At 44.1% G+C, this 26,269-nt stretch carries 21 protein-coding genes; 10 read left to right on the plus strand and 11 right to left on the minus strand.

What is annotated here, in order from left to right; translation table 11 throughout:
• Window positions 1–5: 5 nt before the first annotated feature.
• The 3 genes from F0251_RS05100 to F0251_RS05110 all read right to left on the minus strand — a co-directional run bounded on the left by F0251_RS05100 (window position 6) and on the right by F0251_RS05110 (window position 2,382).
• Window positions 6–554, minus strand: coding sequence for an ECF-type riboflavin transporter substrate-binding protein (locus F0251_RS05100; protein ID WP_004737739.1), 549 nt, complete (start codon window positions 552–554; stop codon window positions 6–8).
• Between the two features lie 302 nt (window positions 555–856).
• Window positions 857–1,987 carry an HlyD family secretion protein gene (locus F0251_RS05105; protein ID WP_008215839.1) on the minus strand — a complete coding sequence of 377 codons (1,131 nt, stop codon included), beginning with the start codon at window positions 1,985–1,987 and terminating at the stop codon, window positions 857–859.
• Window positions 1,987–2,382, minus strand: a complete 396-nt coding sequence (locus F0251_RS05110; protein ID WP_008215838.1) for a DUF3302 domain-containing protein — start codon at window positions 2,380–2,382, stop codon at window positions 1,987–1,989. Before F0251_RS05110 ends, F0251_RS05105 begins: the two co-directional genes overlap by 1 nt.
• Window positions 2,383–2,630: 248 nt before the next feature.
• Here F0251_RS05110 and F0251_RS05115 point away from each other — a divergent pair, with 248 nt between their 5' ends.
• Window positions 2,631–3,533: a DMT family transporter gene (locus F0251_RS05115; protein WP_061032137.1), complete on the plus strand. Its 903-nt coding sequence runs from the start codon at window positions 2,631–2,633 to the stop codon at window positions 3,531–3,533.
• A 96-nt stretch (window positions 3,534–3,629) separates the two neighbouring features.
• On the opposite strand, the gene F0251_RS05120 is transcribed toward F0251_RS05115, so the two are convergent.
• The 4 genes from F0251_RS05120 to deoD all read right to left on the minus strand — a co-directional run bounded on the left by F0251_RS05120 (window position 3,630) and on the right by deoD (window position 9,128).
• Window positions 3,630–5,210 (minus strand): GGDEF domain-containing protein, encoded by a 1,581-nt coding sequence (locus tag F0251_RS05120; RefSeq protein ID WP_061032138.1) that lies wholly within the window; start codon window positions 5,208–5,210, stop codon window positions 3,630–3,632.
• Window positions 5,210–6,679: a hypothetical protein gene (locus tag F0251_RS05125; protein ID WP_061032139.1), complete on the minus strand. Its 1,470-nt coding sequence runs from the start codon at window positions 6,677–6,679 to the stop codon at window positions 5,210–5,212. The genes F0251_RS05120 and F0251_RS05125 overlap by 1 nt, the downstream gene beginning before the upstream one ends.
• Before the next feature lie 186 nt (window positions 6,680–6,865).
• Window positions 6,866–8,335: a hypothetical protein gene (locus tag F0251_RS05130; RefSeq protein WP_061032393.1), complete on the minus strand. Its 1,470-nt coding sequence runs from the start codon at window positions 8,333–8,335 to the stop codon at window positions 6,866–6,868.
• Window positions 8,336–8,417: 82 nt separating this feature from the next.
• Window positions 8,418–9,128, minus strand: coding sequence for a purine-nucleoside phosphorylase (gene deoD, locus F0251_RS05135; protein ID WP_017061880.1), 711 nt, complete (start codon window positions 9,126–9,128; stop codon window positions 8,418–8,420).
• Window positions 9,129–9,476: 348 nt separating this feature from the next.
• On the opposite strand from deoD, the gene F0251_RS05140 reads away from it, so the two are divergent.
• Window positions 9,477–10,472, plus strand: a complete 996-nt coding sequence (locus tag F0251_RS05140) for a L,D-transpeptidase family protein (RefSeq protein ID WP_116871267.1) — start codon at window positions 9,477–9,479, stop codon at window positions 10,470–10,472.
• 156 nt (window positions 10,473–10,628) lie between these two features.
• Here F0251_RS05140 and F0251_RS05145 read toward each other — a convergent pair whose 3' ends face one another.
• A complete protein-coding gene (locus F0251_RS05145) occupies window positions 10,629–10,895 on the minus strand; it encodes an Lpp/OprI family alanine-zipper lipoprotein (protein WP_061032141.1) in 267 nt (88 codons plus the stop codon).
• 361 nt (window positions 10,896–11,256) lie between these two features.
• On the opposite strand from F0251_RS05145, the gene F0251_RS05150 reads away from it, so the two are divergent.
• Window positions 11,257–12,588 (plus strand): DEAD/DEAH box helicase, encoded by a 1,332-nt coding sequence (locus F0251_RS05150; protein WP_061032142.1) that lies wholly within the window; start codon window positions 11,257–11,259, stop codon window positions 12,586–12,588.
• Window positions 12,589–12,702: 114 nt separating this feature from the next.
• Here F0251_RS05150 and F0251_RS05155 read toward each other — a convergent pair whose 3' ends face one another.
• A complete protein-coding gene (locus F0251_RS05155; protein WP_171730504.1) occupies window positions 12,703–13,950 on the minus strand; it encodes an SGNH/GDSL hydrolase family protein in 1,248 nt (415 codons plus the stop codon).
• Between the two features lie 410 nt (window positions 13,951–14,360).
• Here F0251_RS05155 and F0251_RS05160 point away from each other — a divergent pair, with 410 nt between their 5' ends.
• A complete protein-coding gene (locus F0251_RS05160) occupies window positions 14,361–15,302 on the plus strand; it encodes a triacylglycerol lipase (protein WP_105058462.1) in 942 nt (313 codons plus the stop codon).
• Between the two features lie 38 nt (window positions 15,303–15,340).
• Window positions 15,341–16,234, plus strand: a complete 894-nt coding sequence (locus F0251_RS05165) for a lipase secretion chaperone (RefSeq protein WP_061032144.1) — start codon at window positions 15,341–15,343, stop codon at window positions 16,232–16,234.
• Between the two features lie 106 nt (window positions 16,235–16,340).
• Here the strand turns inward: F0251_RS05165 and F0251_RS05170 are convergent, their stop codons facing one another.
• Entirely contained in the window at window positions 16,341–17,984 is a 1,644-nt protein-coding gene (locus F0251_RS05170; RefSeq protein WP_171730505.1) for a methyl-accepting chemotaxis protein, read from the minus strand.
• Window positions 17,985–18,452: 468 nt separating this feature from the next.
• On the opposite strand from F0251_RS05170, the gene F0251_RS05175 reads away from it, so the two are divergent.
• The 5 genes from F0251_RS05175 (at window position 18,453) to F0251_RS05195 (ending at window position 24,519) form a co-directional block, all read left to right on the plus strand.
• Window positions 18,453–19,274, plus strand: a complete 822-nt coding sequence (locus F0251_RS05175) for a phosphate ABC transporter substrate-binding protein (RefSeq protein ID WP_061032146.1) — start codon at window positions 18,453–18,455, stop codon at window positions 19,272–19,274.
• A gap of 112 nt (window positions 19,275–19,386) precedes the next feature.
• Complete coding sequence (gene pstC / locus F0251_RS05180; protein ID WP_008215818.1) at window positions 19,387–20,316, plus strand: phosphate ABC transporter permease subunit PstC; 930 nt, start codon at window positions 19,387–19,389, stop codon at window positions 20,314–20,316.
• Window positions 20,317–20,331: 15 nt separating this feature from the next.
• On the plus strand, window positions 20,332–21,195 hold the full coding sequence (gene pstA / locus F0251_RS05185; RefSeq protein WP_032498030.1) for a phosphate ABC transporter permease PstA: 864 nt from the start codon (window positions 20,332–20,334) through the stop codon (window positions 21,193–21,195).
• A gap of 93 nt (window positions 21,196–21,288) precedes the next feature.
• Entirely contained in the window at window positions 21,289–22,038 is a 750-nt protein-coding gene (gene pstB / locus F0251_RS05190) for a phosphate ABC transporter ATP-binding protein PstB (RefSeq protein ID WP_004737715.1), read from the plus strand.
• 336 nt (window positions 22,039–22,374) lie between these two features.
• A complete protein-coding gene (locus F0251_RS05195) occupies window positions 22,375–24,519 on the plus strand; it encodes a GGDEF domain-containing protein (RefSeq protein ID WP_105058459.1) in 2,145 nt (714 codons plus the stop codon).
• 69 nt (window positions 24,520–24,588) lie between these two features.
• Here F0251_RS05195 and F0251_RS05200 read toward each other — a convergent pair whose 3' ends face one another.
• Window positions 24,589–26,268 carry a BatD family protein gene (locus F0251_RS05200; RefSeq protein WP_171730506.1) on the minus strand — a complete coding sequence of 560 codons (1,680 nt, stop codon included), beginning with the start codon at window positions 26,266–26,268 and terminating at the stop codon, window positions 24,589–24,591.
• Window position 26,269 lies beyond the last annotated feature (1 nt).

Raw genomic sequence — 26,269 nt, forward strand, 5'->3', positions numbered from 1 at the left:
ATCGCTTATGCCTCAGTCAGGTTACGGCTTTGTTTGTTGCGTTTAGCGACTGATTTAAGGATCAGTAAGCCAACAACAGCGATCAGAACGGTGTTACCCGCTGCAATGATAGACAGTTGAGTGAAGACTTTAGTAAACGGTTCTGCATAAAGGATGGTATCTAGGAATGCAGAACATCCGTAACCGACCACATTACCAGCAAGGGCAAGTACCACAAACAGCGCGAAGTCTTTCATAGGCAACTCACCTTGCTGAAGGCGGTTCTTGGTCAACATCGGGAATAAACCGATGATCATACCCACAATACCTGAGCCCAATACCCAAGTTAACCATACACCCCAGCCTGCGAATAGGTCTGTTACCCAGTGGCCAATGAAGCCGACTAAGAAACCTACAATTGGGCCGAACAAAACAGAAAACAGTGCTAACACCGCCATTGCTGGTTTTAATGTCGTATTAGCGAACACTGGCACACCAAACATAGGTAAACCACCAATGCCGTAAAGTGCTGCACCAATGGCAATGACAACCACTGTTTTAGCTGAAAAGTTCATAGGTAACCTCAAATACTGAAAGATAAAAATAACAAAGAACGTATATTCGCCATTTTTAGTAGGTATCTCATCGAGATCGTTTTTTAGGCAAATATAAAAAATAAGGCGCGCATTATACAGTAGAACCCTTCCATAAGGGAAGGTAAGTGTCTAGATGTCTAAAATTCCATCCAGATAAGTTTATATGATGTAAAAAGCATTGGTTTATGGTTAATCAAGCAACAAAAAAGCCAGAGCAGGTCTGGCTTTTTCATTCACATTAACAGTGTGTTAAGTCAGTTCTTGACCAACCTATACCTGGCTTAGTGATCTAGGTATAGGTAGTTTTGCCAACTCTTCATGCGAATAAGTACTTTACGCATGATAGATACATGAGTGAAGCTATCTGAATAAACTGCAACTTCTACTGCTGTACCCATAGGTAAGTGGAAATCAGACAGGTCATCAGTAATGGTCAATTTAACAAACACACGGCCACTAGTACGCAATGCCTCAGTACCCAGTAGCGCACCTCTCGCTTGGAATTGGCTCTCACCGATGGCTGGAATCACTTCTTCGATGCGTCCTTTGAATACTTTGCCTGGTAATGCTCTAAACAGGAACTCTGCTTCGTAGCCTGGTTGTAAGCGCTGCAAAGAGTTTTGTCTAAAGGCTGCGGTGTAGAACTGGTCTTCTGTGTGAACAAAAGTCATCACCGGAGCAAGTGGCAGTGGTACTGCCATAACACCTGGGCGCAGAGCTAATTGAGTCACATAGCCATCTGTAGGTGCTCGAACCACAGTCTGCTCTAAGTCAAATTGAGCTTTACGCAGCTCTGCTAATAGGCTTAATACTGCTGTGTTCTCACCACCGATCTCAGAATCTAAAGCAATTTTTGCTCTTTCTAAGGTCGCATCTGCCACTTTAACCGCAGCTTCTGATGCTTTATACGCTTGTCTGCGAGTATCCAATTGTTGCTCAGTAAAGGCACCACTGTCGTAACCGCGTTTGTAACGAGAGAACTCACGTTGGGCTTTATCTCTCTCAGCAATGGCTTTGATTCTTGCAGCTTCAGCTTCAGCAACGTCAGATTCCATTCCTAGCGCACCTTGGCTTGCTTCCTTTACTTTCGCTTCTAATCTTGCGACTTCAGCCTCGAACGGAATAGGATCGATTTTAAAGAGGATATCGCCCTTTTTCAGAGGCTTATTTGCCTCTACTGGCACTTCAATTACTTTACCTCTAACCCCTGAAACGATAGGCGTTGTTGAGTAAACTTGGTTACCAATCTGAGTGAAAGGGTGGTTGTAGTTCATCAGTAAGATCAAAGTACCGATGATGATCACACCGCCAAGAACAGCAGTAGGGACAGTCCATTTATTTAGCGGAATGTTGAACACCTTAAAAATGGTGATACACAGTGCCGCGTAGGTCATTATCAGCAGTAAATCCATTACTTAACCTCCTGATCTTGAGCTTTATTTTGATCGTTATCTTGCTTACTTTGCTCTGGCTTTGCTTTCTTGAGTTGTGAGATTTCTTCCTGAAGGGTGCTCACTTGGTCGATTAAGATATCAACACGATGGTGAATGTCGTGCTGTTCTTCTTCGAGTTTGGCAAAGCCCCATCCGCGATCTTTACGCCATAATGTCGCCCAGATCCAAAGAAACGGCCAGATAGTATGTAGAGTGAAAAGGCTAACCCAGCCAGAGACATGAATAGCATCTTGATGAGGATGATTGCGTTCTTTCGCAATTTCATAGGGAATATCGTGAATGACGATGATGCCGTAGAAGATGACTAATGCTACGAAAATCAGTAGACCGAGCGCAAAGTAGTCTAAAAACATAACAGATCCTTGTGATGTTAGATATTAGTTATAAATATACTACGCTATCATCCAAGTAATTGTTATCAAAATGATTTACCGAGTTATAAATAATGTGTTTTTGCTTCTAATGTGAGCGATGTCATTATTGGAACTTATAAAATCACTCTCTAATTTATTGAGTTATTTCTGTTATCTTGTTTGTCATACTGACTCAATAGTGATCGTTGAAATATGCGGGATGCACATAACCACAAGGATGGATACAAATGTATATAGGTGAAATAGCGGCGATCGGTGCCGCTATCGTGTGGGCGTGTGCGACTTGGATTTATGGGCAATTTGGGCATCGTTTCTCAGCAATGCAGCTCAATATCATCAAGGGTTTGGTTGCTTCAGTCATGATGCTGCTTGTGATGCCGCTTATCCCAATGCCAGAGTTTGAACTGAGTGCTAATCACTTTTGGATATTGGCGATTTCAGGAATTATTGGAATCGCAATTGGTGACAGTGCTTACTTCGCTGCTTTGAAACGAATTGGTGCCAATAAGACACTGCTGCTTGAATCGTTAGCTCCGCCTCTTTCTGGTGTACTGGCGTTGATGTTCTTGGGTGCTGCGTTGACACTTCAAAGTTGGCTCGGTGTCGTCATTACCACGCTAGCGGTGACCTTCGTGGTATTTCAACCTTCTAAATCGGCGAACAATGATTCAACTAACCAAGCGCAATGGAGCGGCATTGGATACGGGCTAGTAGCAAGTGTGTGCCAAGCTTCAGGTGTGGTTATTTCTCACTACGCTTTGGTGGCTGGTGATATCCCACCATTGTTGGGGGCGTTGATTCGCCTGACAGTCGGTGTGTTTGCGGTGATGATGATTATTCCTTTTGTAGAGAATAAACCTTACTCATCAATCAAAAGGGATTTATGGGATATGACTAAACTCGACAAGCTATGGTTACTCAGCGCCATTTTTGTTGGGACGTTTCTCGCGCTTTGGTTGCAACAAATTGCTTTAAAAAATGCCAATCCCGCGATCGCTCAAACATTGATAGCGACCAGTCCAGTCTTTATTCTGGTGATCTATGCGTTGAAGGGGGAAAAGGTCTCAAAGCAGAGTCTCATAGGCACGCTTGCCGCAGTAGGAGGAATATCTTTGTTCTTCTATCAATGACGTCTTTTCATGAATAGATAAAGCTTGAAGCAAGGTATTGTTTTGCTATTGGATAGTGCCGAGCTGAAGTGGTTCGGCACTACTTTAACTATTTCATTACTCGGTGCAGACTTGGTTTCGACCGTTTGCTTTTGCACGATATAAGGCTTTGTCTGCTCGATAGAAGGTACGCTGTGTATTCTCGCCCTCACGATGCATCGTGATACCAATACTGACTGTTAAGCCACGCTCACCGAGTATTTCATGCCAACCAAATTGGAAAATTCGTTCACGGTAATTCTCTGAGTGCATTTCTGCTTTTGCCATGTCGGTATTTTCAAGAATGACTAGGAACTCTTCCCCACCGAATCTGACACAGGAAGCGCCTCGGAACTTGAAGTATGACCTTAACTCTTGAGAGACACTCACAATTGCTTTATCACCCACTAGGTGGCTCAGTTCATCATTGATCGACTTAAAGTGATCAATATCGACAACCATGAGTGCGAAAGAGGTGTCGTGTAACAACATATCTTTTAGCTTCACGTCTAACCATCGGCGGTTGTGCAAACCGGTTAATGGATCGGTGAACACATCCTGTTGGAGCTGTGCCACAGCGTTTTTGTGCTGTTCGGTTGTCTCTTTTAGCTCTCTGTTTTCTTGTTCAGAGAGGATGAGTTTTAGTTGCAGCTCGAATCTCGACAGGCGACGAAGTTGGCTGGCTCCCAGCTCACTGATTGGTATCTGTTTCATTAGATCCGTCTCAATTCGGTAGCCTTTTTTCTCGTAGCTTAGTGCTTCCTGAAAACGTCCTTGGTTCATGCATACATCACTAAGTGAGTCATAGAAACGTTTAGCAAGTACAGGGGATGAGTAAACCTTCATGCGCTTGTCTGTACTCGACAAGATCATGCTGGCGTATTCTTGTTTGCCGATGGCACTTAAACAATGAGCGAGCTCGAGACGTGTCATGGTTGCTAACCAACTTGCTTGCGTGTTGTTAGCAGAGTATTGAATCTTAGACAGGCAACGGAGCGCCTCGTGATATTTCTTCTTTGCACGCAACACTTTTGCTTGGTAAAGCAAGATCTGAGCGGTAAGCAGCTTGTTACTGACCAGAATACTGAGTTCTTCACACTCATTGAGTAAGTCGCTAGCGGCAGTAATGCGGTTGAGTAGCAGTAAGCTTGCGACCATATGAAGTTTGAACTTGAGACGAAGCGAGCGACTACTTATCGCATGGTCTATGCTATTGATTTTTTGGTAATAACGAAGGGCTCTACTGTGGTCGCCATAAGCGTCACACAGGTTACCCATGCCTAGAATCGCCATTACGTATTCATCGATATAGCCATGTTCAACCGCGATGGATGATGAGCTAACGAACTCATTAAGCGCCGAAGTGTAATCCCCAACTTCTACCAAGCGATCACTTAGGCTGGTTTTGACGGTCAGAATATCTTCTATATCTGTTGGCAAATTTAATAGATTGAGTGCCAGTCTAAGTTCTTCGATACTGGTTTGGGTTTGCTGCAGTTCAGCGCGATATTCCGAACTAATGATATAGCAGTGCGCTTGCTCGGTTTTGGTTGTCGAAACATGCTGGCGAATATGGTTCCAGAATATGATCGCTTCTTCACCTGAAACGGAAGAAGGGTCTAGACCTGCATCGGTGATTTTACTTAGTAGCGTTTCCATCAAACTCTTACCTCGGCATCGTCTTCTTCTAGTTGTTCAAGAGTGAATGGGAACGTCAAAATGTCATTGAGGCTGACGGTTGGTTTTGAACCTTTTAATCCTTTTCGATGCCATGGATAAATATCAAGCATGGTACTTAGAGTTTGGAAGGTTTGCTCTGCGGCTTCGCCTTTTTCAGAGAGCATGAGAGCAACACGCTCAGAACTGAGCCTTGAAATGAAGTCATCTTGATTACATAAGGTGTGAGCGATTTCGGTGCAGACATCTAAATAGTCAGGATCGACGTGTTGGAACATGATAATGCTGTGGTTTGAACGCTTAAGCTCTGTTTTGAACAGAACCAGCTGTTCCCACCAAAAGGTTTCAGACACGACATAAGAGAAATGCTTTTCAGGGTCATACTCGTGTTGGCCACGAATACGGTTGATGAGCTTTCTCGCTCTCTGTTCGAGTTGGCGTTTGGAGCTGCGCGCTTTATCTAGACCAACTCGAGTAGTCTGTTCTCGAAGCATACCGATAGAATATTGACGGTACTTTTTAAAGGCGATCAAAGCGGCTTTAAAATCCTGGTTTTCTTCTGCGACCAAAGATTGCTGATAACAGATTTGGCTGAGTAGCTCACCATTATCAAATTCGTTTGCTGACTCTTCCGCAAGCCTAAGCAGTTCCGCAGCTTGCTCTGGTCTTTTTCGTAGCAACTCTAGACGAGCACGACTGATATACGAGTGCGCTTTCATCCAAACTAGGTTGTGTTCAACTGCCAAGTTGTGCGCTTTGGCTGTTGCACGTTCAGCGTCGTCTAAGCGCTCAAGGCCAAGTAGAGCTAAGCCTCTGAAGTCCCATACTTCTGCGTGCCAAGTGTTGTCTTTATGTTCTTTTAACGCTTCCTCTGCACCATCTAATACTGACAGCATTTCAACATAGTTGTTGAGTAGGTAGTAATCCCATGCGAGAAGGATTCTTGCTTTACCTTCTAACCAACCAATACGGCTGTTGTTGGCTACTTTAACGGCAAGCTGGTGTGTAGAGCGAGCCAGCTTATATTCGTGAGTCATTCGCCAGATGTTGCCAAGGCCAATGAGGCATTCGATTTGAATCTCGACCTCATCGACCAGCGCTGATTGTTCTAACGCATTGATCCAGAACTGTTGTGCAGAGTAGTACTTGGCTTGTCCCCAGAACTGGAGCGCGTGTAAATGGAGGATTTCGGGCAGAAAAAGATCGGTATCTAAGCGGCTTTGTCGCTTATAGGCTTCCTTAATGTACTTTAACCCTTTTTGGTAATCCATTAGGTTCCAGCAACATCTCGCCATCAACATTAGCGACTGAATCGCGCCTTCTTCAAACAGAACTTGTTCGGATCTGACGAGGCATTGTTGTGCAATCTCTAGGATCACCAATGGTTCAGAGTCGACGCGAGTCTTGAGTTGTTCTAGTTCTGTTTCAAGAAGGTACTGATTTTTGTCCAAGGCTTAGATCCATAATTATCGAACATGTTGATAACACAATCATTATAAGAGTGTGATTTAGGATAAGCACCAATTATCTTTCTCAGAGCACTAAAGGAACATGAATCTTTTCCAATTATGGGGGATGCCTCATGTTGTTACTTTAAAATCAATGAGTTCCCGAATAATTATCTAGAGCGCTTGTTTTTATGAAAGTAGTTGCTTTAACGTCAATGGGTGCTCTGCTACGCCTAAGCGCTGCGCTGCAGTGAGTCCTTGCTTATCTTGGTAGCACAGATTGTGCCAAGCCCTGAATATGTCGAGTAATGGAAGAATGCCGCCTGGACGAAGCTTACGTCTTGGCTCATTGATAAAGCTATCAAAAAGCACCTGAAAACGCTCTTGATAAAACTTGGTTTGTTGAATTGATGCGGTATTAAACCACTGTTTTGGCTCCGGATTACTGCCTGTTAGGTAGCAGATACCTTTCTGCTTATCACCTTGATTGGCAATAGCCCAGCGATCGCGCCACCAACTCATGTGAACGATATCGATCTTTTCAAAACTTTGATCGTCTTGCCAGCCTGCGTCTTCTTCTACATACATAAGGTCAATATTTTGACTCTGGATACGCGGCAAACATACGCTCAGGGCGGCAGATCTTAGTAATGGATCTTGTGGCATATAGATCGCAACGTGTTTGTTCTCATCACACATATCAAGCACATGCAGGAAGTGAGCATAAGACGTATAAGGCGGTCGAATGAGCGCCCCTTTCGAAGGGTAGCTAAACGTTGTGAGGTTACCCATCGGGTCTTCAACATTGCCTCTTGCCAAAATAACTTGGTATTGCTGTTCAATACGCTCTTTGAGTTTGTCTGATCGCTGAGGCAGTTCAAGATTCGCTTCTGAAGAGTGCTCTTTAGATACAAAGCGCGCCACATCATCATAAGGGTTGTGATCGACATTCCCTGATGGCTCTTCATTTTGTGAGTAATTCACGTGTTGGCAAAGGATATAGCCAGAATGCGCCTCACCCGTCGCTATCCAAACCACTCCGTTGCTACTTTGTGGTTGTAAGCGCTGATAATGGGAAGCGAACTGATAGTCTTTGGCATGATTAACCCATCGTGCATCGATCATCGCTAATTTGCGACGGCATCGGCTCGCGATATGGTCAACATGGTCATAGAAAGTCTTTGGGTTGATCTCTAGTTTTCGGCAGATTTCACGTACGGAATAGCCCATGAACAGTAAGCCCATGAGGTTCTCTTGAAACTGGAGTTTTTTATTGGAGCCAGACCACTTGTCAACAAACGTTGATTGGCAGTCTTTGCATCGATAACGCTGCCTGTCGCCGCTGTAGCCGAAGGCATGATAAAGATGTTTATGGGTATGAACCGATAAGCCGAAGTTATCGCAATCGTCATTACGACAAGCAGGGAGCCCATCGCTATGAAGTTGTCTTAGGCGATGAAGTTCGCTTAACACTTCACGATTGTTAAGTAAGGGGGGGAAAGCTCCACATTCACGACAAACCATCGCTGGACGCTTAGGGTTCGCGTGTTGCAAAACATAACGTTTTGCATCGCTCAAGCCAAAGTTGTCACACGCCAATGTTTTACAAAAGTTGAGTTGCAAACCATCCGCATCTTTTGGCAGCTTGTCGTTAGACACGATCTCCCCCTCGGGATTATTTGAGCAGCCAAGTGAGCTTGGCTGCGGGGTAACGCCTTTCAATGTATCTCTTATCAAATCGTTAGATGTTGATTGCAGTCTCTAGAGCAACTTTCATCATGTCGTTGAAAGATTTTTGACGCTCTTCAGAGCTTAGTTTCTCGCCACGGATGATGTGGTCAGATACTGTTAGGATAGTCAGTGCTTTAGCACCAAGGTCTGCAGCAACGCCGTAGATACCAGCCGCTTCCATATCAACACCTAGGATGCCTAGCTTTTCCATTTTTTCGAAAAGGTCAGCTTCTGGAGTGTAGAAAAGGTCTGCAGAGAATACGTTACCAACTTTAACTGGAACTTCTTGTGCACGTGCTTGGTTTACTGCTTCTTCTAGAAGACCGAAATCAGCGATTGCCGCGAAGTCGTGATTGTTGAAACGAATACGGTTTACTTTTGAGTCTGTTGAAGCACCCATACCGATAACAACGTCCATCAATTTAACGTCGTCACGTACTGCGCCACAGCTACCTACGCGAATTACGTTCTTTACACCGAACTCAGCAATTAGCTCGTGCACGTAAATGCAGCATGATGGGATACCCATACCGTGGCCCATTACAGAAACTTTCTTACCTTTGTAAGTGCCTGTGTAACCGAACATGTTGCGAACGTCACAAACTTGCTTCACGTCATCAAGGAATGTTTCAGCAATGTATTTTGCGCGAAGCGGGTCACCCGGCATCAGTACTGTTTCTGCGAAATCACCAGCTTGAGCGTTAATATGAGGTGTAGCCATGGTCGTTCTCCAAAGTTTAAACGGTAATTATAGGAACAGGATTTAATCAATTACCGATTCTGTTGAATTGAATTCGTTTTGTTGAGGCAATATTAGCGAGTTAAAACGAGGCTCCATGAGACCCTAGTCACAAAATGGCTCTGCTATTATCGTTTTATTAATATTGATAACTAAATATGTTGAAATCTTAAAGGCAATCGATTTTGTGTGGAATAATTGAAGGTGATTTAAAGAAAAAACTCAAATTAAAGATCGATTGCATATGGGGTTTGAAGTAACAATTCGTTGTAGAGACGTTTAATCAACGATAATCTAAACTTTGATAAGGACAGTAAACCAAGGAATTGTATGTTGTATTGCGCTAACTCGACGCTTTTGTACTCCATGACAACAAAAATACGCAAGACCGTTTCGTTTGCATTGAGAGCAACTACGTTTGCAGTGAAAGGTACTTTGATTGCTGCTGGGATGGTGTCGTCGTGGGTGTCTGCGGCGACCTTTGAACTGCCTCCTGAAGAGAGTCGCATTGTAGGTCGAATACAACAGCACGAAGTCGCAGCAGGTGAAACGCTAGCGAACATTGCAAAGCAATACGATATTGGTTTTCTCTCGTTAATGGCGGCAAATAAAGGCGTTGATCCTTTCCTTCCTGCTGAAGGCTATGTACTGAGTATCCCTAGTCGTTTGATTCTGCCGGACACCCCAAGAAAAGGAATTGTGATTAACCTTGCCGAGTTAAGGCTGTATTACTTTGAGCCCGAGAAGAACCAGGTGCACGTATTCCCTGTCGGCATTGGTCGAGTAGGACGTGATACGCCAGAAATGATCACCAAGATAAGTCAAAAAAGACCCAACCCGACCTGGACACCACCGAAGTCAATCCGTGAAGAGTATCTAGAGAAAGGGATCGAATTACCTAGGGTGGTTCCAGCTGGGCCAGAAAACCCATTGGGAGAATATGCATTGCGACTTGCTTATGGTGCGGGGGATTATCTTATACACGGTACTAACAAAGACTTTGGTATCGGTCTGCGTGTTAGCTCAGGTTGTATCCGAATGGAGCCTAAAGATATAGAGTGGCTTTTTGAACAGGTAAACCGTGGTGAGCAAGTGACCATTATTAATGAGCCGATCAAGGTTTCATTAGAGCCAGATAGAAGTGTGTTTGTTGAAGCGCATGAGCCATTGACTCGAAGTGATGGTTCTAAAAAATCACTACAAATCCCGGTAGAGTTGAAATGGTGGCTTGAAGATGCCGATCTACCAAACTCAAAAGCCAAAGCGGTTATCTTTGCTCAAAATGGTGTGCCTGTTGAAATCGCACCTCCTGTGATTGAATTTTAACTCGTAGGCTTTTGTTGAGAGTCGGTTTACTTTCTTCTTTTAACCTATTTAGTTTTCCCCAAATAAAAGCACCACATCCGTTAAGAGGTGGTGCTTTCTATATACTGCTTTTTGCGACTTATTTAATCTACAGCTTAATCGCGCTTAGATATCAAACTACTTAGTGTAAGACTCAGCGATGTTGTCGATACGGTCGTTAGCACGGTCCGCTTCTTCTTTTGCTGCCATAGCGGCTGCAGAAGCTTCTTGAGCTTTCATTTCTGCTGCTGCTTTGTCACTCTTAAGAGCTTCAACTTCGCTTGTTAGTTGAGCGACTTGGTTAGTTAGTTGATCCATTTCTGATACTGCAGCTTCTTCTGGCTCTGAAGAACAACCAGCTAGAATGAAAACTGAGGCTGCAGCTGCGATTAACGTCTTATTCATAAGAACTCCTTGCTTATTTACCATCAAAAAATGCGCTATACATTCTTTATCATATAGTCGCTTCATTAATGATTGTAGCGACTAATTTTTTAACTGCAAAAACAATAACTAAAGAAATTGCTAAATTTTTGAGGGAATTAGCTAAGCATCACGTTCTGTCTCACTTATGAGATGGCCGATTTTGAAGGACTTTTTCGTCGATTGAATGGGGCTAACCCTTTGCTAGCAACGCATACAATGTTCTAAACAACTTTGTTAGTAGGGATAAATTTTCTGTGATCTCTATCCTTATAAAGCATTTTCGCGGTATCATGTCGCGTTAAAATAATTTTATTCAATACCATCATGACTGGAGAGTCCTTTGCACTTTAAAGATTTAGGCTTAGATAACCGCTTACTGAAGAACTTAAAACATTACGACTTTAAGAAAGCGACAGAGATCCAATCGAAAGCGATCCCTGTTGCTATTGCCGGTAAGGATCTATTGGCTTCATCAAAAACGGGTTCAGGCAAGACATTGGCGTTTGTTCTGCCAATGATTCACAAGGCATTAAAAACCAAAGCGTTTTCTGCTCGTGATCCTCGTGGTGTAATTTTGGCTCCTACTCGTGAGCTGGCTAAGCAAGTTTACGGTGAATTACGTAGCATGCTGGGTGGTTTGTCTTACGAAGCGGCGCTTATCTTGGGTGGCGAGAACTTTAACGACCAAGTGAAAGCACTGCGTAAGTATCCTCGTTTTATCGTTGCGACTCCAGGTCGTCTTGCTGACCACCTAGAGCACCGCTCGTTGTTCCTAGATGGTGTTGAAACGCTTATCCTTGATGAAGCAGACCGTATGCTTGATCTAGGCTTTGCTCCTGAACTTCGTCGCATTGCAAACGCTGCGAAGCACCGTCGTCGTCAAACTTTGATGTTCTCTGCAACACTTGATCACGCTGAAGTGAACGACATCGCGAATGAGATGTTAGACGCTCCTAAGCGTATTTCTGTTGGTGTTTCGAATGAGCAGCACCTTGATATCACGCAGAAGTTCTACCTTTGTGACCACTTGGATCATAAAGAGGCGATTTTAGACCGCGTTCTGGAAGAGGCTGAGTACCGTCAGGTTATGATCTTCACGGCAACTCGTGCTGACACTGATCGTCTAACCGACAAGCTTAACGAGAAGAAGCTAAAAGCGGTTGCACTGAGTGGTAATCTAAACCAAACGCAACGTAATGCCATCATGAGCCAGTTTGAGCGTGCGGTTTACAAGATCTTGGTAACAACAGACGTTGCTTCACGTGGAATTGATATTCCAAACGTAAGCCACGTTATCAACTTTGATATGCCTAAGCACACTGAAGAGTACGTTCACCGTGTTGGTCGTACCGGTCGTGCTGGTAATAAAGGTGATGCAATTTCTTTGGTGGGTCCAAAAGACTGGGACAGCTTCAAGCGTGTTGAGCTTTACCTACAGCAAGACCTTAACTTCTCTGTTCTTGAAGGGCTAAAAGGCAAGTTCAAAGGCATCAAGCCTCGTAAGCCAGCCTTCAAGAAGGGCGGTCCAGCTAAGAAAGCGGGCAAACCTCAAGCGAAGAAGACAGCGAAGAAGCCAGTTAAACGCGATAAGAGTTTCCATCAAAATGTGGCTGTGGGTGATAGCGTATTTATCCCTAAGAAGAAAGTCGCGCCAAAAGTGGACGACGAGTAATCACTAGCCAGCTTAAAGGCTTTATTGATATAACTTAGATAAATAAAAACCGCCAATATTAGGCGGTTTTTTTGTATCTCTATTCTGTCTAAGCCATTAGCCTCAGGTCATTAGCTAGAAATCGAACGTTGAGAAGGAATATGCCAAGATGTGGTCGGCAATGTATTTATGAGTAGCAGTCGTTGGGTGTGTCACGCCCCAGAATACATAGCTGTCTGAACCATAGGTGGCACAGTCATTGGTTAAGCTATGGCTTCGTAAGTAGTCCGCAGCTGAGCTTCTGTTGAGATCAAGACAAGCGTCACTCGCATTTCTAAAGCCATGCTGTTCAGGATTATCAGTAATGCTTGCAAACAGTGCACTTGCATCGAACAGCACCACATTTTTCCCCATGTTTTGGTAATACTCGGCCTGTGCTTTAATGAATTGATTAAACTCAATGATCTTGCCACGAACCTTGATGATCTCTTGTTCTGTCGAGTACTTGAATTGAGGCGCCTTTGTTGCATCAGGCAATGTGAATAACAAGATATTGTTGGCTCCAGATTCAGTCAATCGAATGAGAGCACTGCTGAAATCGGCTTTGACATCAGCGACTTCGCGGTCGTAATTCATAAAGTCATTGAGCCCAAATTCCAGCGTAAACAGCGAGTTTTCTGGGTGATAGTTTTTGGCGACTTTCATATAGGTTAAGTAGGACGTGACTTGGTCATATACCCCGGTTAATGCGACATACTGATTGGTACCTGCTGCGCCACCTACAGCCCAATTATATAAAGGGACGTCTTTGGCTTTTGCTAGGTATTCTGTCCAGACTAAGCCATTAGAAAAATGCCCTAGAAACCACGAGTCCGCATTTGGGAAAACCCATTGAGATCCGTTAAATAGATTTCCAGTATCAGAAAGGCTATCACCAAAAGTAACAATGCGATTTATCGTATTTCCTTGAATAGCGTTGTCATTGGTCCAAATTGAGTGGTTATAAGAGAAGCGATTATCTGCGGCAAAGTAGGTAATGTCTGCGGCATCATGCTGGATATCGAGTGTTTGTTCACAACGCTGTTTGATTTCAGATTGCGGAGTATCACTGTAAAACATATTTTTGAACGAGACGGACGACCACCAATATCCGTTGATCGTGTAATAGTCCCCGTTTTCTTTTTTCGCCCATTTCCAATCGGTAGCGGCTGAGTCATGAGAGGCATCTGTGCGATACCAACATCGGACGTAAGAGTAGGTTTCTGAATCTTGTGTGCTGAGTACTTGAGCAGAGGAAATAGATTCCGGTGTTGGTGTTGAATTTTCAGCAGCATAAGCACCAAACGGCACTGTTAACGCGAGTAATAAAGCCGTATTTTTCATTACTGTATTCTCTTTTTATGTGTAGGTAAGCCGAATAAACGTTGTTTATTGTTGATAACTGAGTAAGTAAATGGCCGGTACGACCTATATCGATAATTGATAATTACCGTCAACACATTCAGCTTCTTGGTGTTTAATAACTGGCATAAATGTCAAACTTCCAACGATTTTTTGGTTATTGCTCTCAAACCTCGAGAGTAAGTGATTAACACGTAATCTCCATTAAATGTTAATTTAATCAATACCTTATTGTTATTTTTGTTGATTGATCTTCGCCTGCCTAATGTTAATCCCTATTGTTTATTTCCAGTTCAACATCACAAATCTCGAGTCACTCTTTTTAGTTTTATAAAATTATCACCTACGTTTCTCTTACTCATCAGAGGTCTAACTTGTTTAAGGAAAGAGCATTGAAGAAGATATTAATTTGGACAATCGCCTGCCTATCCAGTTTGGGTGCCTATGCAGGAACAAGCGCTTCGGCATTAGAGGTAAGTGGATACACGGAAACCAAATATCCCATTGTGTTGGTACATGGCTTATTTGGGTTCGATACGTTAGCGGGTGTGGATTACTTTTATGGGGTGCCTGAATCTTTAACCAAAGATGGCGCGAGCGTATACGTTGCACAAGTATCAGCGACGAATAGTTCAGAGGTTAGGGGAGAGCAATTATTGGCTCAGGTCGAGACACTTTTAGCGGCAACAGGAGCAAATAAGGTTAACCTTGTCGGGCACAGTCATGGTGGCCCCACAGCGCGGTATGTGGCCTCTGTCAGACCAGACCTTGTCGCATCGGTAACGAGTATTGGCGGCGTTCATAAAGGTTCAAAGGTAGCGGATTTAGTTCGTGGAACCGTACCTGAAGGGTCTGTCACTGAGGGAATTGCGGTTAAGTTGGCGGGTGGTTTGACGACACTCATCAATCTATTGTCTGGTGGCTCAGACCTCGAACAAGATGGCTTGGCATCACTAGAAGCGTTGACGACAGAAGGTTCTCTTGCTTTCAATCAATTTTATCCTGAAGGGGTTCCAACCTCTGCATGTGGTGATGGTGAGTGGCAAGCCAGTAACGGCGTTTATTACTACTCATGGACAGGGTCTTCCACTTTTACCAATCTTTTGGACCCGACCGATGCGGCGATGACAGTGCTAGGTTTAGCGTTTAACGAACCAAATGATGGGCTTGTTGGAGCTTGTAGTGCTCACCTAGGTAAAGTGATTGGGGATGATTACAAAATGAATCATCTGGATGAGATCAACGGTTTGTTGGGCATCCATCATTTGTTTGAGACTGACCCGGTAACATTGTATCGCCAGCACGCGAACCGATTGAAGTTGGCAGGCTTGTAGCTTGTACTGATGATTCGTTAACACAATAAGGAAATATAATGAATAAGGCCGCCATTTTTTCGATAACCACGATAGCCCTGATGAGTGCAGCGGCGGTCTTTATTTTATATCCAGTGGAAGAGAGCTTAAACCCAAGCGGTGACGAACAACAAAGTATCTCCTCGTTGAAAGTGAGCTCTCAACAAGATACTGATATTGATAGTGCATCGGCCAAAGACACTATGGATTACTTCGTCTCTGGACAAACAGAGCTAACCCTTGAAGATATTCGTAACAACGTTGCTCAGCACCATGCTCAATCAAAAGGTGCAATTGTCGATGAAGCCTTGTTTGCCAAATATCTTGATTACAAGTCGGCATTGACGTCATTGGACGTTCAGTTCGACCCCACCTCGCTCTCTGTCGATGATCTGCAACGCTTAAACCAAGCCTTACTTGATCTCCAGGCTCAGTTTTTTAGCCCGAGCGAGATAAGTATCTTATTTACTCACGATAACCAAATGAGGGAGGTTGCTTTAGAGAAGCTTCGATTGAAGCTAGAAGGGCTGAGTGAGCTGGAATACCAACAACGGTTAGATTCTTTAATCTCTGAGCAAGCAGACTACGTCCAAACGAGCCACAAGAATCAGGTGTTGCTTCAACAATTATCCAAGTCTGAAGGGCTTGAACAGCAAGAGAAATACTTGAAGCGAAATGAACTGGTGGGTGAAGATGCCGCGCAAAGGCTTGAAGAGCTCGACCAACAAAGAGCTGATTTTGAGGGGACTTTAGAGATTTACTTAGCGGAACGAAAAGATATTTTAGACGACGCAGGGCTATCACAAGTCGAACGACAAGAGACAATCGCGGAACTCAGAGTTGCCCACTTTCCTTCAAAGCAGATCCGAAGAGTAGAAGCGATAGAACGGATTTGGGACGCAGAGCTTGAGTAGTGAGGTTCGTTCAATGAAAGAGCCTATGAATAAAAAAACCAGTCACGAGTGACTGGTTTTTTGCTACGAGGCGGGTTGTTTCGACTATAAAGTCAAACCCTAAACCCTAAACCTTGAAGTAACCCAACTGTTGTTTCTGTTGCTCTGCAAGGTTCGATAGCTCATGGCTTGCAGCAGCAGCTTGAGTAATCCCGGTTACGTTCTGGCTTACTAAGCTGTAGATGTTGGAGATATTGCGGTTGATGTCTGACGTCACTTGGCTTTGCTCTTCGGCTGCAGAGGCTACCTGAGTGTTAATTTCCGTCATGTCTGTTACCGAGTTGGCAATACCAGAAAGAGCCTCGCTTACTTCAGCTGCAAGTGTTTGGTTGTGCTCTAGCATCGCCAGTGAGCTGCTCATGCTCTCGTTCGCATTGCCAGATTGAACCTGCAAACCTTCGATAATGGTTTGTATCTCTTTGGTTGAGTCTTGAGTACGTGCCGCTAGCATTCGAACCTCATCGGCAACCACAGCGAAACCACGACCACTTTCTCCCGCACGCGCCGCTTCAATAGCTGCATTCAGCGCAAGTAGGTTGGTCTGTTCAGAGATGCTTTGAATCACCTCAATCACTTTACCTATCTGTTCTGAGTGCTCTTTCAGTGTTCCCACAACATTCGCTGCTTTACTAAGCTGAATAGCCATTTGCTCATTGGCTTTGTTGCTTTCGTTAAACAAACTCATGCTGTGCGTTGCCATTTCGTCGGCTTGCTTAGATGCCGAATCTGCTTGAACTGCATTTTCGTTAACGTGAGAAGCTGTGCTCTCCAATTGATTCACTGCAGAAGCAACTTGCTCAACTTCTTGCTTCTCTTGATCTGAGTTCACGCTTGATTGCGTCATTACTGCAGCCAGCTCTGTGGATGCAGAAGCGACTTCAATACTGATTCGAGAAAGTGAACTTACGGTGTCACGAAGTTGGTCTACCGATTGGTTTACGTCTTTTGCTAAGCGAGAGATTTCGTTGTCGCCGTACTCTTCTGCTTTTACTAGCAAGTTACCATTTGCGACTTCGCGCATAGTTGCTTGAATATTGCTGATCGGCTTAACAATGATGCTTGCGAGTACCCAACTGATGACCAATGCGATTGAAAGGATAACTAATAGAGCTACCGTTGCCGTATTAAGTGTATTGGTGTGTTGCTGACCATTGATGTCTACTTCTTGCGTTGCAAGTAAGTTGAGCTTTTTAGATAGGGTATTGATGGCTTGTACCATCTCGTTACCTGCATGACGGTATTGGTCAATGGCCACTTGGTAACGTGCATCGAAGTCAGAAGACAGAGCTGAATTACCATGTTTTGCCTTTAGCAAAGGAAGCATTGTTGTACGAGAAAAGTCGACATAGTGATTCATCGCCTTACTCATTGCTGCCACTTCGTCTTGCATCCCCGGCACAGTATTTAAGGAGTTTAATAGACGAGTGTTTAGGTCGCGCTTTTCATTAAGAGTTTGAACTAACGTTTTCACATCATCTGCATTGAACAAGCTGTAGATCGCCTTGATGCGCATACCGTAGCTGTTGTCGACGATTTCGCTGAGTTCTTCTTTATGTAGGATCAGTTGGTCTGTTGCGATAGATACCTCTTTAAAGGCATTTTCTAGTTTGTCACCACCGATAATAACCCCCGTCAAAAGCAATACGACGGAAAAGAGTACAGGTATTAGTATTTGTATTTTTATAGATAAGCCACTGAGAAGTTGGCGCATGTAATGTCCCTCTTTGAATAAATAAATGAGCAGAAGCAATTGTTATTATTGTTATTAGCAGGTGATTCTAACTTCTGAGAATGACAATTCAATCAGTAATAGATTCGATTTAGATATATGCGATAGGTATTTGATAAATATTGATTATTTATCGTTCAATTAAGCCTTTTAACCTTTGTAAAGGTAAGGCTAATAAGGGGAGGGTTGGCCATGTTCTACGTAAAGAACAGCATTGATGGTTATTTGAGCGGGTTGTTTTAATTTGGTTGGAATAAATACTTAGTGTTTATAGAACAAGGCAATGTATTACTTTGAAGGCATCTAATAAGGAGAAAACAAGAAAATAAATTGCAGTTGTCATATAGGCTTCAATTTAGTGAAACACAACTGTCACATTCGGATTCTAAAGTGGGCACCGTTCAAGCAAACACAACATTACGGCAATAACGCCACTAAAGGAAATTTGTGATGAAAAAGACAGTTATCGGTGCAATCGCACTTCTAGGCGCTCTAACAGTGAATACAGCTTCAGCTAAAGAAACTATCTCTGTAGTTGGCTCTAACAGTGCTTCTCCACTGGTTGAAGTTTTTGCAGAAACCTACATGAATAAAGGCGAACCAGTGTTCATCGAAATTCAAGCTCCAGGTTCTTCTGCAGGCATCAAAGCAGCAAAAAATGGAAGTGCTGACCTAGGTATCTCTTCTCGTGACCTTAAAGAAGAAGAGAAATCTGCTGACCTGAAAGAGCTAGTTATCGCTCGTGACGGTATCGCAGTTGTTGTAAACCCAAATAACGAAGTATCTGCTCTGAGTGCTGAGCAAATCACTTCAATCTACAAAGGCGACATCACTAACTGGAAAGATGTTGGTGGTGCAGACAAGCCAATCGTAGCAATCACTCGTGATACTGCATCTGGTACACGTGGTGCATTCGAAGACATCATGAAGCTTAAGAAGAAGATCGGCGATAAGAAAGTATCGGCTATCTCTCAACGTGCACAAGTTGCTAACGGTAACGGCGCACTTAAAGTTTCTGTAGCAAGCAACCCATACGCAATCGGCTTTATCTCTCTAGGTACAGTTGACGAATCTGTTCAAGCTCTAACTATCGACGGCGCAGAAGCGACTGTAGATAACGTTAAGAACGGTTCTTACAAAGTTGCTCGTCCTTTCCTAGTACTTTACAAGTCTGGCGCTCCAACAGCTGAAACTCAACAGTTCCTAGACTGGATGGTTGCAGACGAAGCTCAAGCTATCGCTGGTAAGAAAGGCTACATCACAGTTAACTAATCTTAACTGACTCACTTTAAATTATTGCTCAGCCTGACTTTAGGCTGAGCCTTTTCTTTCAACTTTGGTTATTTCGAGCTCTTTTTGAGCCACAAAGTTTGAGATTTTATATATGACCATCGCAAATAGTGAAAAGCTTATGAATACTGAAGCGACTCAAATCAATAAGCCGAGTCTGCGCACCAAGAAGCGCGTTGACTGGAGAGAAAGAATCTTCCACGGCTTGTTCTTATCGAGTGCTGTAATCGGCATCGTATCACTAGCCGTTATCGCTTACTTTATCGTTGCAGAGAGTATCCCTGCATTCCAAGAAGCCGGTGTTTCTGGCATCGTTTTGGGTGTTGACTGGTTACCTCCAGCTCTATTCGGTGTTGCAACTATGATTGTTGCATCGATTGTGTCGACACTAGGCGCTGTAGTTGTTGGTGTTCCAGTAGGTGTACTAACCGCTATTTTTATTGCTGAGATTGCTCCTAAGCGTCTTGCAGATATTATTCGACCAGCAGTTGAACTTCTAGCGGGTATCCCGTCGGTAGTTTACGGCTTCTTTGGTCTAGTAATCATCGTTCCAATGATTCAGAACATCTTCTCTGTACCAGCGGGTAACACTATTCTGGCAGGTATCATCGTTCTAGGTATCATGATTCTTCCTACCGTTATTACGGTTTCTGAAACTTCGATTCGTGCGGTACCTCGTACGTACAAAGAAGGTTCACTTGCACTGGGTGCTTCTAAAATCTATACGATTTTTAAGCTGCTCGTTCCTGCTGCTCGTTCAGGCATTATGACTGGTGTGATTCTAGGTATCGGTCGTGCACTTGGTGAAACCATGGCAATCATCATGGTGATGGGTAACGCTCCAGCAATGCCAGAAGGTATTTTGGACTCGGCTCGTACACTAACAGCAAACATTGCGATTGAGATGTCTTACGCAAGTGGCGTTCACGCAAATGCACTCTACGCAACCGGTGTTGTACTTCTAGTGTTCATCATGATGTTAAATGGTGCTCTACTTTATCTTAACCGTGAAAAATCGAAGTAAGCGGGGATGAGTAATATGGATCTCGTAAAACTAAAACAAGCCCGTCAAACTAAAGATAACATCCTAAAGGGTTTTATCTGGGCGGCAGCAGCAGTCACTGTTGGTTTCTTATTCTGGATTATTTGGTACATCCTATCGAACGGTCTGCAATACGTAGATTGGAACTTCATCACTGACGATTACACTCGTACTGGTGAAGAGCGTGGTATTTTCCCAATGATCATCGCCACGATCTACATGGTAATTGCATCGATTGCCGTTGCAGCACCACTGGGTATCATGACGGCAATCTACCTAACTGAATATGCGAAAGTTGGTAGCCGACTGGTTAAAGCGATTCGGTTCTGTACTGAGTCTCTAGCGGGTATTCCGTCGATTATCTTCGGTCTATTCGGTATGACTTTCTTTGTATCGATTCTTGGTCTTGGCTTCTCGATTCTATCGGGTGCACTAACGCTAAGTATTCTGATTCTTCCTGTAATCATTCGTACTACAGAAGAAGCATTGATGGCAGTACCACAAACTTACCGTGAAGGCTCATATGGCCTTGGCGCTTCAAAAATCTACACTATCTGGCGTTTGATCTTACCAAGCGCAATGCCAGGTATCTTAACTTCGGTCATTCTTAGTATTGGTCGTGTAATTGGTGAATCAGCGCCTGTGTTCTTAACAGCAGGTATGGTGGCACGTGTTCCTGAATCTGTATTTGATTCTGGACGTACACTAACGGTTCACTTATATAAGCTGACAACAGAGCTATTTACTATCGATGAGTGGAACCAAGCCTACGGCACGGCGACAGTCCTAATCGTATTGGTTCTCTTGATCAACATGGTTACAAAACTGATTGCGAGACGCTTCAACACGGCAACTTACTAAGCTCACTAGCTACTGGCTCAACAATAAAGAGAGCCCCCGTGATAAAGAAAGCATCAAGTTAGACACGAATTTAAGAATTTAGAGATTACGAACATGAACAAATTTGATATTGAGAACCTAGATCTGTTTTACGGCGACAACCAAGCGCTTAAATCTATCAACCTGCCAATTCCAACTCGCCAGGTTACTGCTCTGATTGGCCCGTCTGGCTGCGGTAAATCAACACTATTGCGTTGTTTGAACCGCATGAATGACCTAATTGAAGGCGTTACGATTAAGGGTAAGCTGGATATGGATGGCACTGACATCTACGGTAATATCGATGTTGCTGACCTACGTATCCGCGTAGGTATGGTATTCCAAAAGCCAAACCCGTTCCCAATGAGCATCTACGAGAACGTGGCATACGGCCTACGTGCTCAAGGTATCAAAGACAAAAAACACATTGATGAAGTGGTTGAGCGCTCGCTACGCAGTGCTGCACTGTGGGATGAAGTAAAAGACCGTCTTAAAGCGCATGCATTTGGTCTGTCTGGTGGTCAACAACAGCGTCTATGTATCGCACGTACGATTGCAATGGAACCAGATGTAATCCTGATGGATGAACCAACATCGGCTCTAGATCCAATCGCGACACACAAGATTGAAGAATTGATGGAAGATCTGAAGAAAGACTTCACTATCGTTATCGTAACGCACTCAATGCAGCAAGCGCGTCGTATCTCAGACCGTACCGCTTTCTTCCTCATGGGAGAGCTTGTAGAGCATAACGAAACCAGTGTTATCTTCAGTGAACCAAAAGATGATCGTACTAAAGGTTACGTAAACGGTGACTTTGGTTAATCGATGATTTACGTGCGGTGTTTAAGCGATTAGATACCTTTGCACACTAACTGAAACGCAGGTTAGATAATCGAATCGATCAATAGAATTATCACTATAACTATAAGCGATGGAAGTTTTGCCCCACTTTAGGTGGGGCTTTTTTATGCCTCTAAAAAAGCCCCAATGTCGATGAAAATTTGGGCAGAGAATCCCATTTTTGTCGTCCTTCTCATGCTTGTGATAATGTAAAAGGTGAAACTGCGACCCGCTTAACATCTCATTTTTACTTATATTGATTGCATATCAAGCCTTCTGTATTTTTGCTTTATTCTTAATCGCCAATGGAAGGAAGCTGTGCCTGTTAAAGCCTTTGCAAAACAAATATCTGCGACACGCGACCACCGTCTGTTGGCTGAGTCTCTTTTTGACTATCTGGTTAAGGTACTTACTCCAAAAGGGATAGGAATATTTGCTGAACCGACGCCGGAGAGCGACGCATTACCGCTTTTTTCTTATGGCGACCTAACCTCATTGGCGAGCTACCCCTCTACATTTTGGCCGTGGGTCTCACAGTTTGATACCGCAGACGGTGTGTTACCGATGGCAATCAACACCTGTAATTGGGAACACATGAAAGTGCTTGGTGGGGAGTCGTTTATCATGATGCTCGACAACGCACCTGCCTCCAGAACTTATTTAATTGTTCAAAATTGCAATGCTGAGAAGGTTAATCAAACCTTTGACCAAGATCTTGATGTGTTACAGCTCGCGGCTGCCCGTTGGCAATGTATTCGTGCCGAAAAGAATGCGGCGCTTGAAATCAAAAATAGAGACACCCGTGAAGCTCAATATTTAGATGAGATAAAGCTACGTGAACTGTTTGTTGAGAACATGAAGTTGGTCCATCAGGTCGCGCTTGAGCTTTCTAATCCCGAATCACTAGACGCTTTGTATAAAGCATCGGTTGAGGCTGTGCGAGATAGGTTAGGGTTTGATCGTGCGATCTTCATGTTGCTTGATATGAAAAAGCGTTGCTTCAGTGGCACTTATGGCACTGACGAAGCGGGTAAAACCAACAGTGAACACCATACTCAATACGATTTGCATCAACTTGAAGCGGAATACATTGAAGCGCTGTCTGATAACCATACTAATCTAGTCATCATCGATAATGCGCCTCTGTATACAGAAGGTAAGGTGGTCGGGCAGGGCTGGAATGGCATGCTCATCTTGCGTGAAGGCGATAAACCTGTTGGTTGGATTGCCATGGATAACTACATTCATCGTTCACCGATTACTAACTATCAAAAGCAGATGCTTGAGTCTTTTGGCTCTCTGCTTTCTCAGATCTATATTCGCAAGCGCCAAGAGCAGAACATACGTATGTTGCACTCGAGTATGGTTGAGCTGTCTCGATGCGATAGCGTCAGTGAAGTCTGTAAGTCTGCCGTTAGTTTTGCGATTCAACATCTAGGTATCGATCGACTGGCGGTTTTCCTAACAGACAAAAAGTGCAGTTACATGCAGGGCACTTGGGGTACCGACATCAAAGGCGATATTGTCGATGAGTCCTATTATCGCTCTGAGCTGGTGGAACGTGACATTGTAGCCGCAGCTCGTGCTTGCCCGAATCAAGTCGCCTTCGAAGAGTCTGTGCCTATTTATCATGATTTCAATATTGTCGGCGTTGGTTGGACGGCCATGACTATGCTCACCACAAACACGGGTGAGCCTATTGCGTTTATCGCTGCCGATAACTTGCTAACTCGTAGCCCGCTTACCTCACAGCTTCGTGAGGTCATACGTATCTTTGCTTCGAGCCTTGCTGAGGTGCTGCAAAGAACCATGGCTCAAGAAGAACTGAAAAAGCTCAATGAAACATTGGAGCAAGAAGTCAGTAAGCGTACCCAAGAGCTAGAGTTGGCGAATGAGCAATTAGATATCATTTCTAAACTCGACCCTCTGACGCGCCTTGGAAACCGCCGTATGTTGTCGCAGGTTTTAGAAGACTTGAACGGTGACGATCAAGGGGCGTTTGCCTTACAGAACGAAATCACATTTGGCTTGATTCTTGTCGACCTCGACCACTTTGGTTTGTACAACAGTGTCTATGGTCATACTGAAGGGGATGCGGCTCTGAGGACAGTAGGTGAGATACTGAATGCCCATGTTCACAATGATAAAGAAACCTTCTGTCGGATTGGCGGAGAGGAGTTTATGTTGTTGATGATTGGCACGAATCACTCAGAGACAAAGCAACGCGCAGAGTCGATTAGAAAATGCATTGAAGAGGCAAAAATCCTGCATTGTGAAAGTAGTACCAGCCCCTATTTAACCGCATCCGTTGGTTATGCCTCGATAACGTCTGACCAGCATCAGTTCGACTTTGATTTGTTGTACGGCAAGGCAGATAAAGCCTTGTATCAAGCCAAAGATTCGGGGCGAAATCGAATTGTTTCTGCATTAAAACGTAAAAAAGTCACAGTCTCTCTTTCTTAAAATAAAGACCGTTAATCTCCATATGATCAACGGCCTTTGTGCTTTACTGTTCTTGATGAGCAGTGTCGACTAAAGCTTTTCTAGCGAGCTATTCTGCTTTTTACTCGCGACTCTTTTGGGCTTCTTCACTGCTTTGATTGCCAGCTCAGGGCTCCAGGTTTGGGCTGGTGAACCGGCTTTACCATAAAGGCTTTGGTTTAGCTTGGCGAGTTCGGCTTCAACGGCTTGTAACGTCTCATCACTTAGATCTGTATTTTCAGATTTCCATTGCTCAAATAAGGTTCTGGTCATCACGCCATCTTTCGTTCTTAGCGCTTCAATAAGCGCTTCTTCGGTATCTGATTGACGTTCAACAGTGTGTGTTGGTTTTGTCGTTACACCGCGGCGTGACCAGAAGTAGAAGGCCATCGCAGAGCTAATCAACCATAAAGCAGCAAATAGGGCGGTGAGATAAGGCCAGAACCCTGGGTTATCGACGTTAATCACCTTTGGCGCTGTTTGTTGGAGCGGCGCGCTAGCAACAGGAGGTGTGCTTGATACAACACGATCACTTGCTGTTACTGTTAGCTTTAGGCCCTGAGCTTTGCTGGTTTGTTCTGATTGGGCATCAGTATTGAACCAAGTTTGGGAAACATCCGGAAGTGAGATGTTTCCTGCTTCTTTTGGGATTAGAACCTGTTTATACACCACCACCGCATCGCCGGACTGTGTTGTGCCAAATTGCGGTTTTTCCTCATAAACACGAACCGATTTAGGGTAGGTGATATTCAGTTTTGGGAGTTGGTGCTGCGTTAAGTTACTCGCCGTCATGGTAATAGTACGGGTTAACGAATCACCCGCTTCCATTTCGATGGCTTGCTTATCGCCTTCTAATCCTTTGTTACCGGTTAATTCGTTACCTTGGCTATCAGACCATTGCTGTATCAATTTGAAGTTTGATGTTGGTAACCACTCACCCTTGTAGCCTTTTGGCACATCCTTTACGGTGACATCTAAGGTTTCAACGGGTGTGTCGAGTTGGAACAAACGTGTTGTACTAGAGTTGTTGGTTGAGTAGACAACAGCTCCTGTTAGCTTCGGCCCGTTCAGCTTAAATTGACCTGCTTTTTGCGATGAGATACGGAATGACTGTTGAACTACCGTCACCTCCTTTCCATTGAGAACGTCTTGAAATTGCTTCGATTCCCCAATAGGTTCCACATCTAAGCCTGAAGAGCTCGGTGGCGCGATTATCGGATCTTGAAGCCTTCTTGGATCCGCTTTAATGATCAGCTTTACATCAAGCTCTGCGGTCTCTTGTGGGTATAGTGAGTTCTTACTTAGATTAAGTTGAAACTCAGCCATGTCATGTTGAGTTGGCGCCGCTTTATTAACGGCGACACTGATGGTGATAGGCTTGGTTTTAGCCCCTTCAATGTCAAAGCTAGGGATCTGTACCTGGCCTAAGCGTAGTGGAGCAAGGGTGATGTTCCACTCGCTTGACACCGAACGGCTACCATTAATGATGCGCATCGATGACCCAAAGCTTGGTGTGCCAACATAGAAGTCTTGCTGAAGCGCGGCGAGATCCAGAGCATCAGAAGAGACCTTCTCGTCGGTGGTAACTCTAAGTAGGAAGACTTCATCTTTGGTGACACTGTTCTGTGAAACACTTGCTACGGCATTAGCCGCCAGTGCTGAAAATGACGAGAAAGCGCCCAACAGCAGCGTTAGGGCTATGGATAAAAATGGCTTGTTTAGAAATCGCATG

Origin of the sequence: Vibrio sp. 070316B, from assembly GCF_013114115.1 — a bacterium.
GTDB lineage: Bacteria > Pseudomonadota > Gammaproteobacteria > Enterobacterales > Vibrionaceae > Vibrio > Vibrio chagasii_B.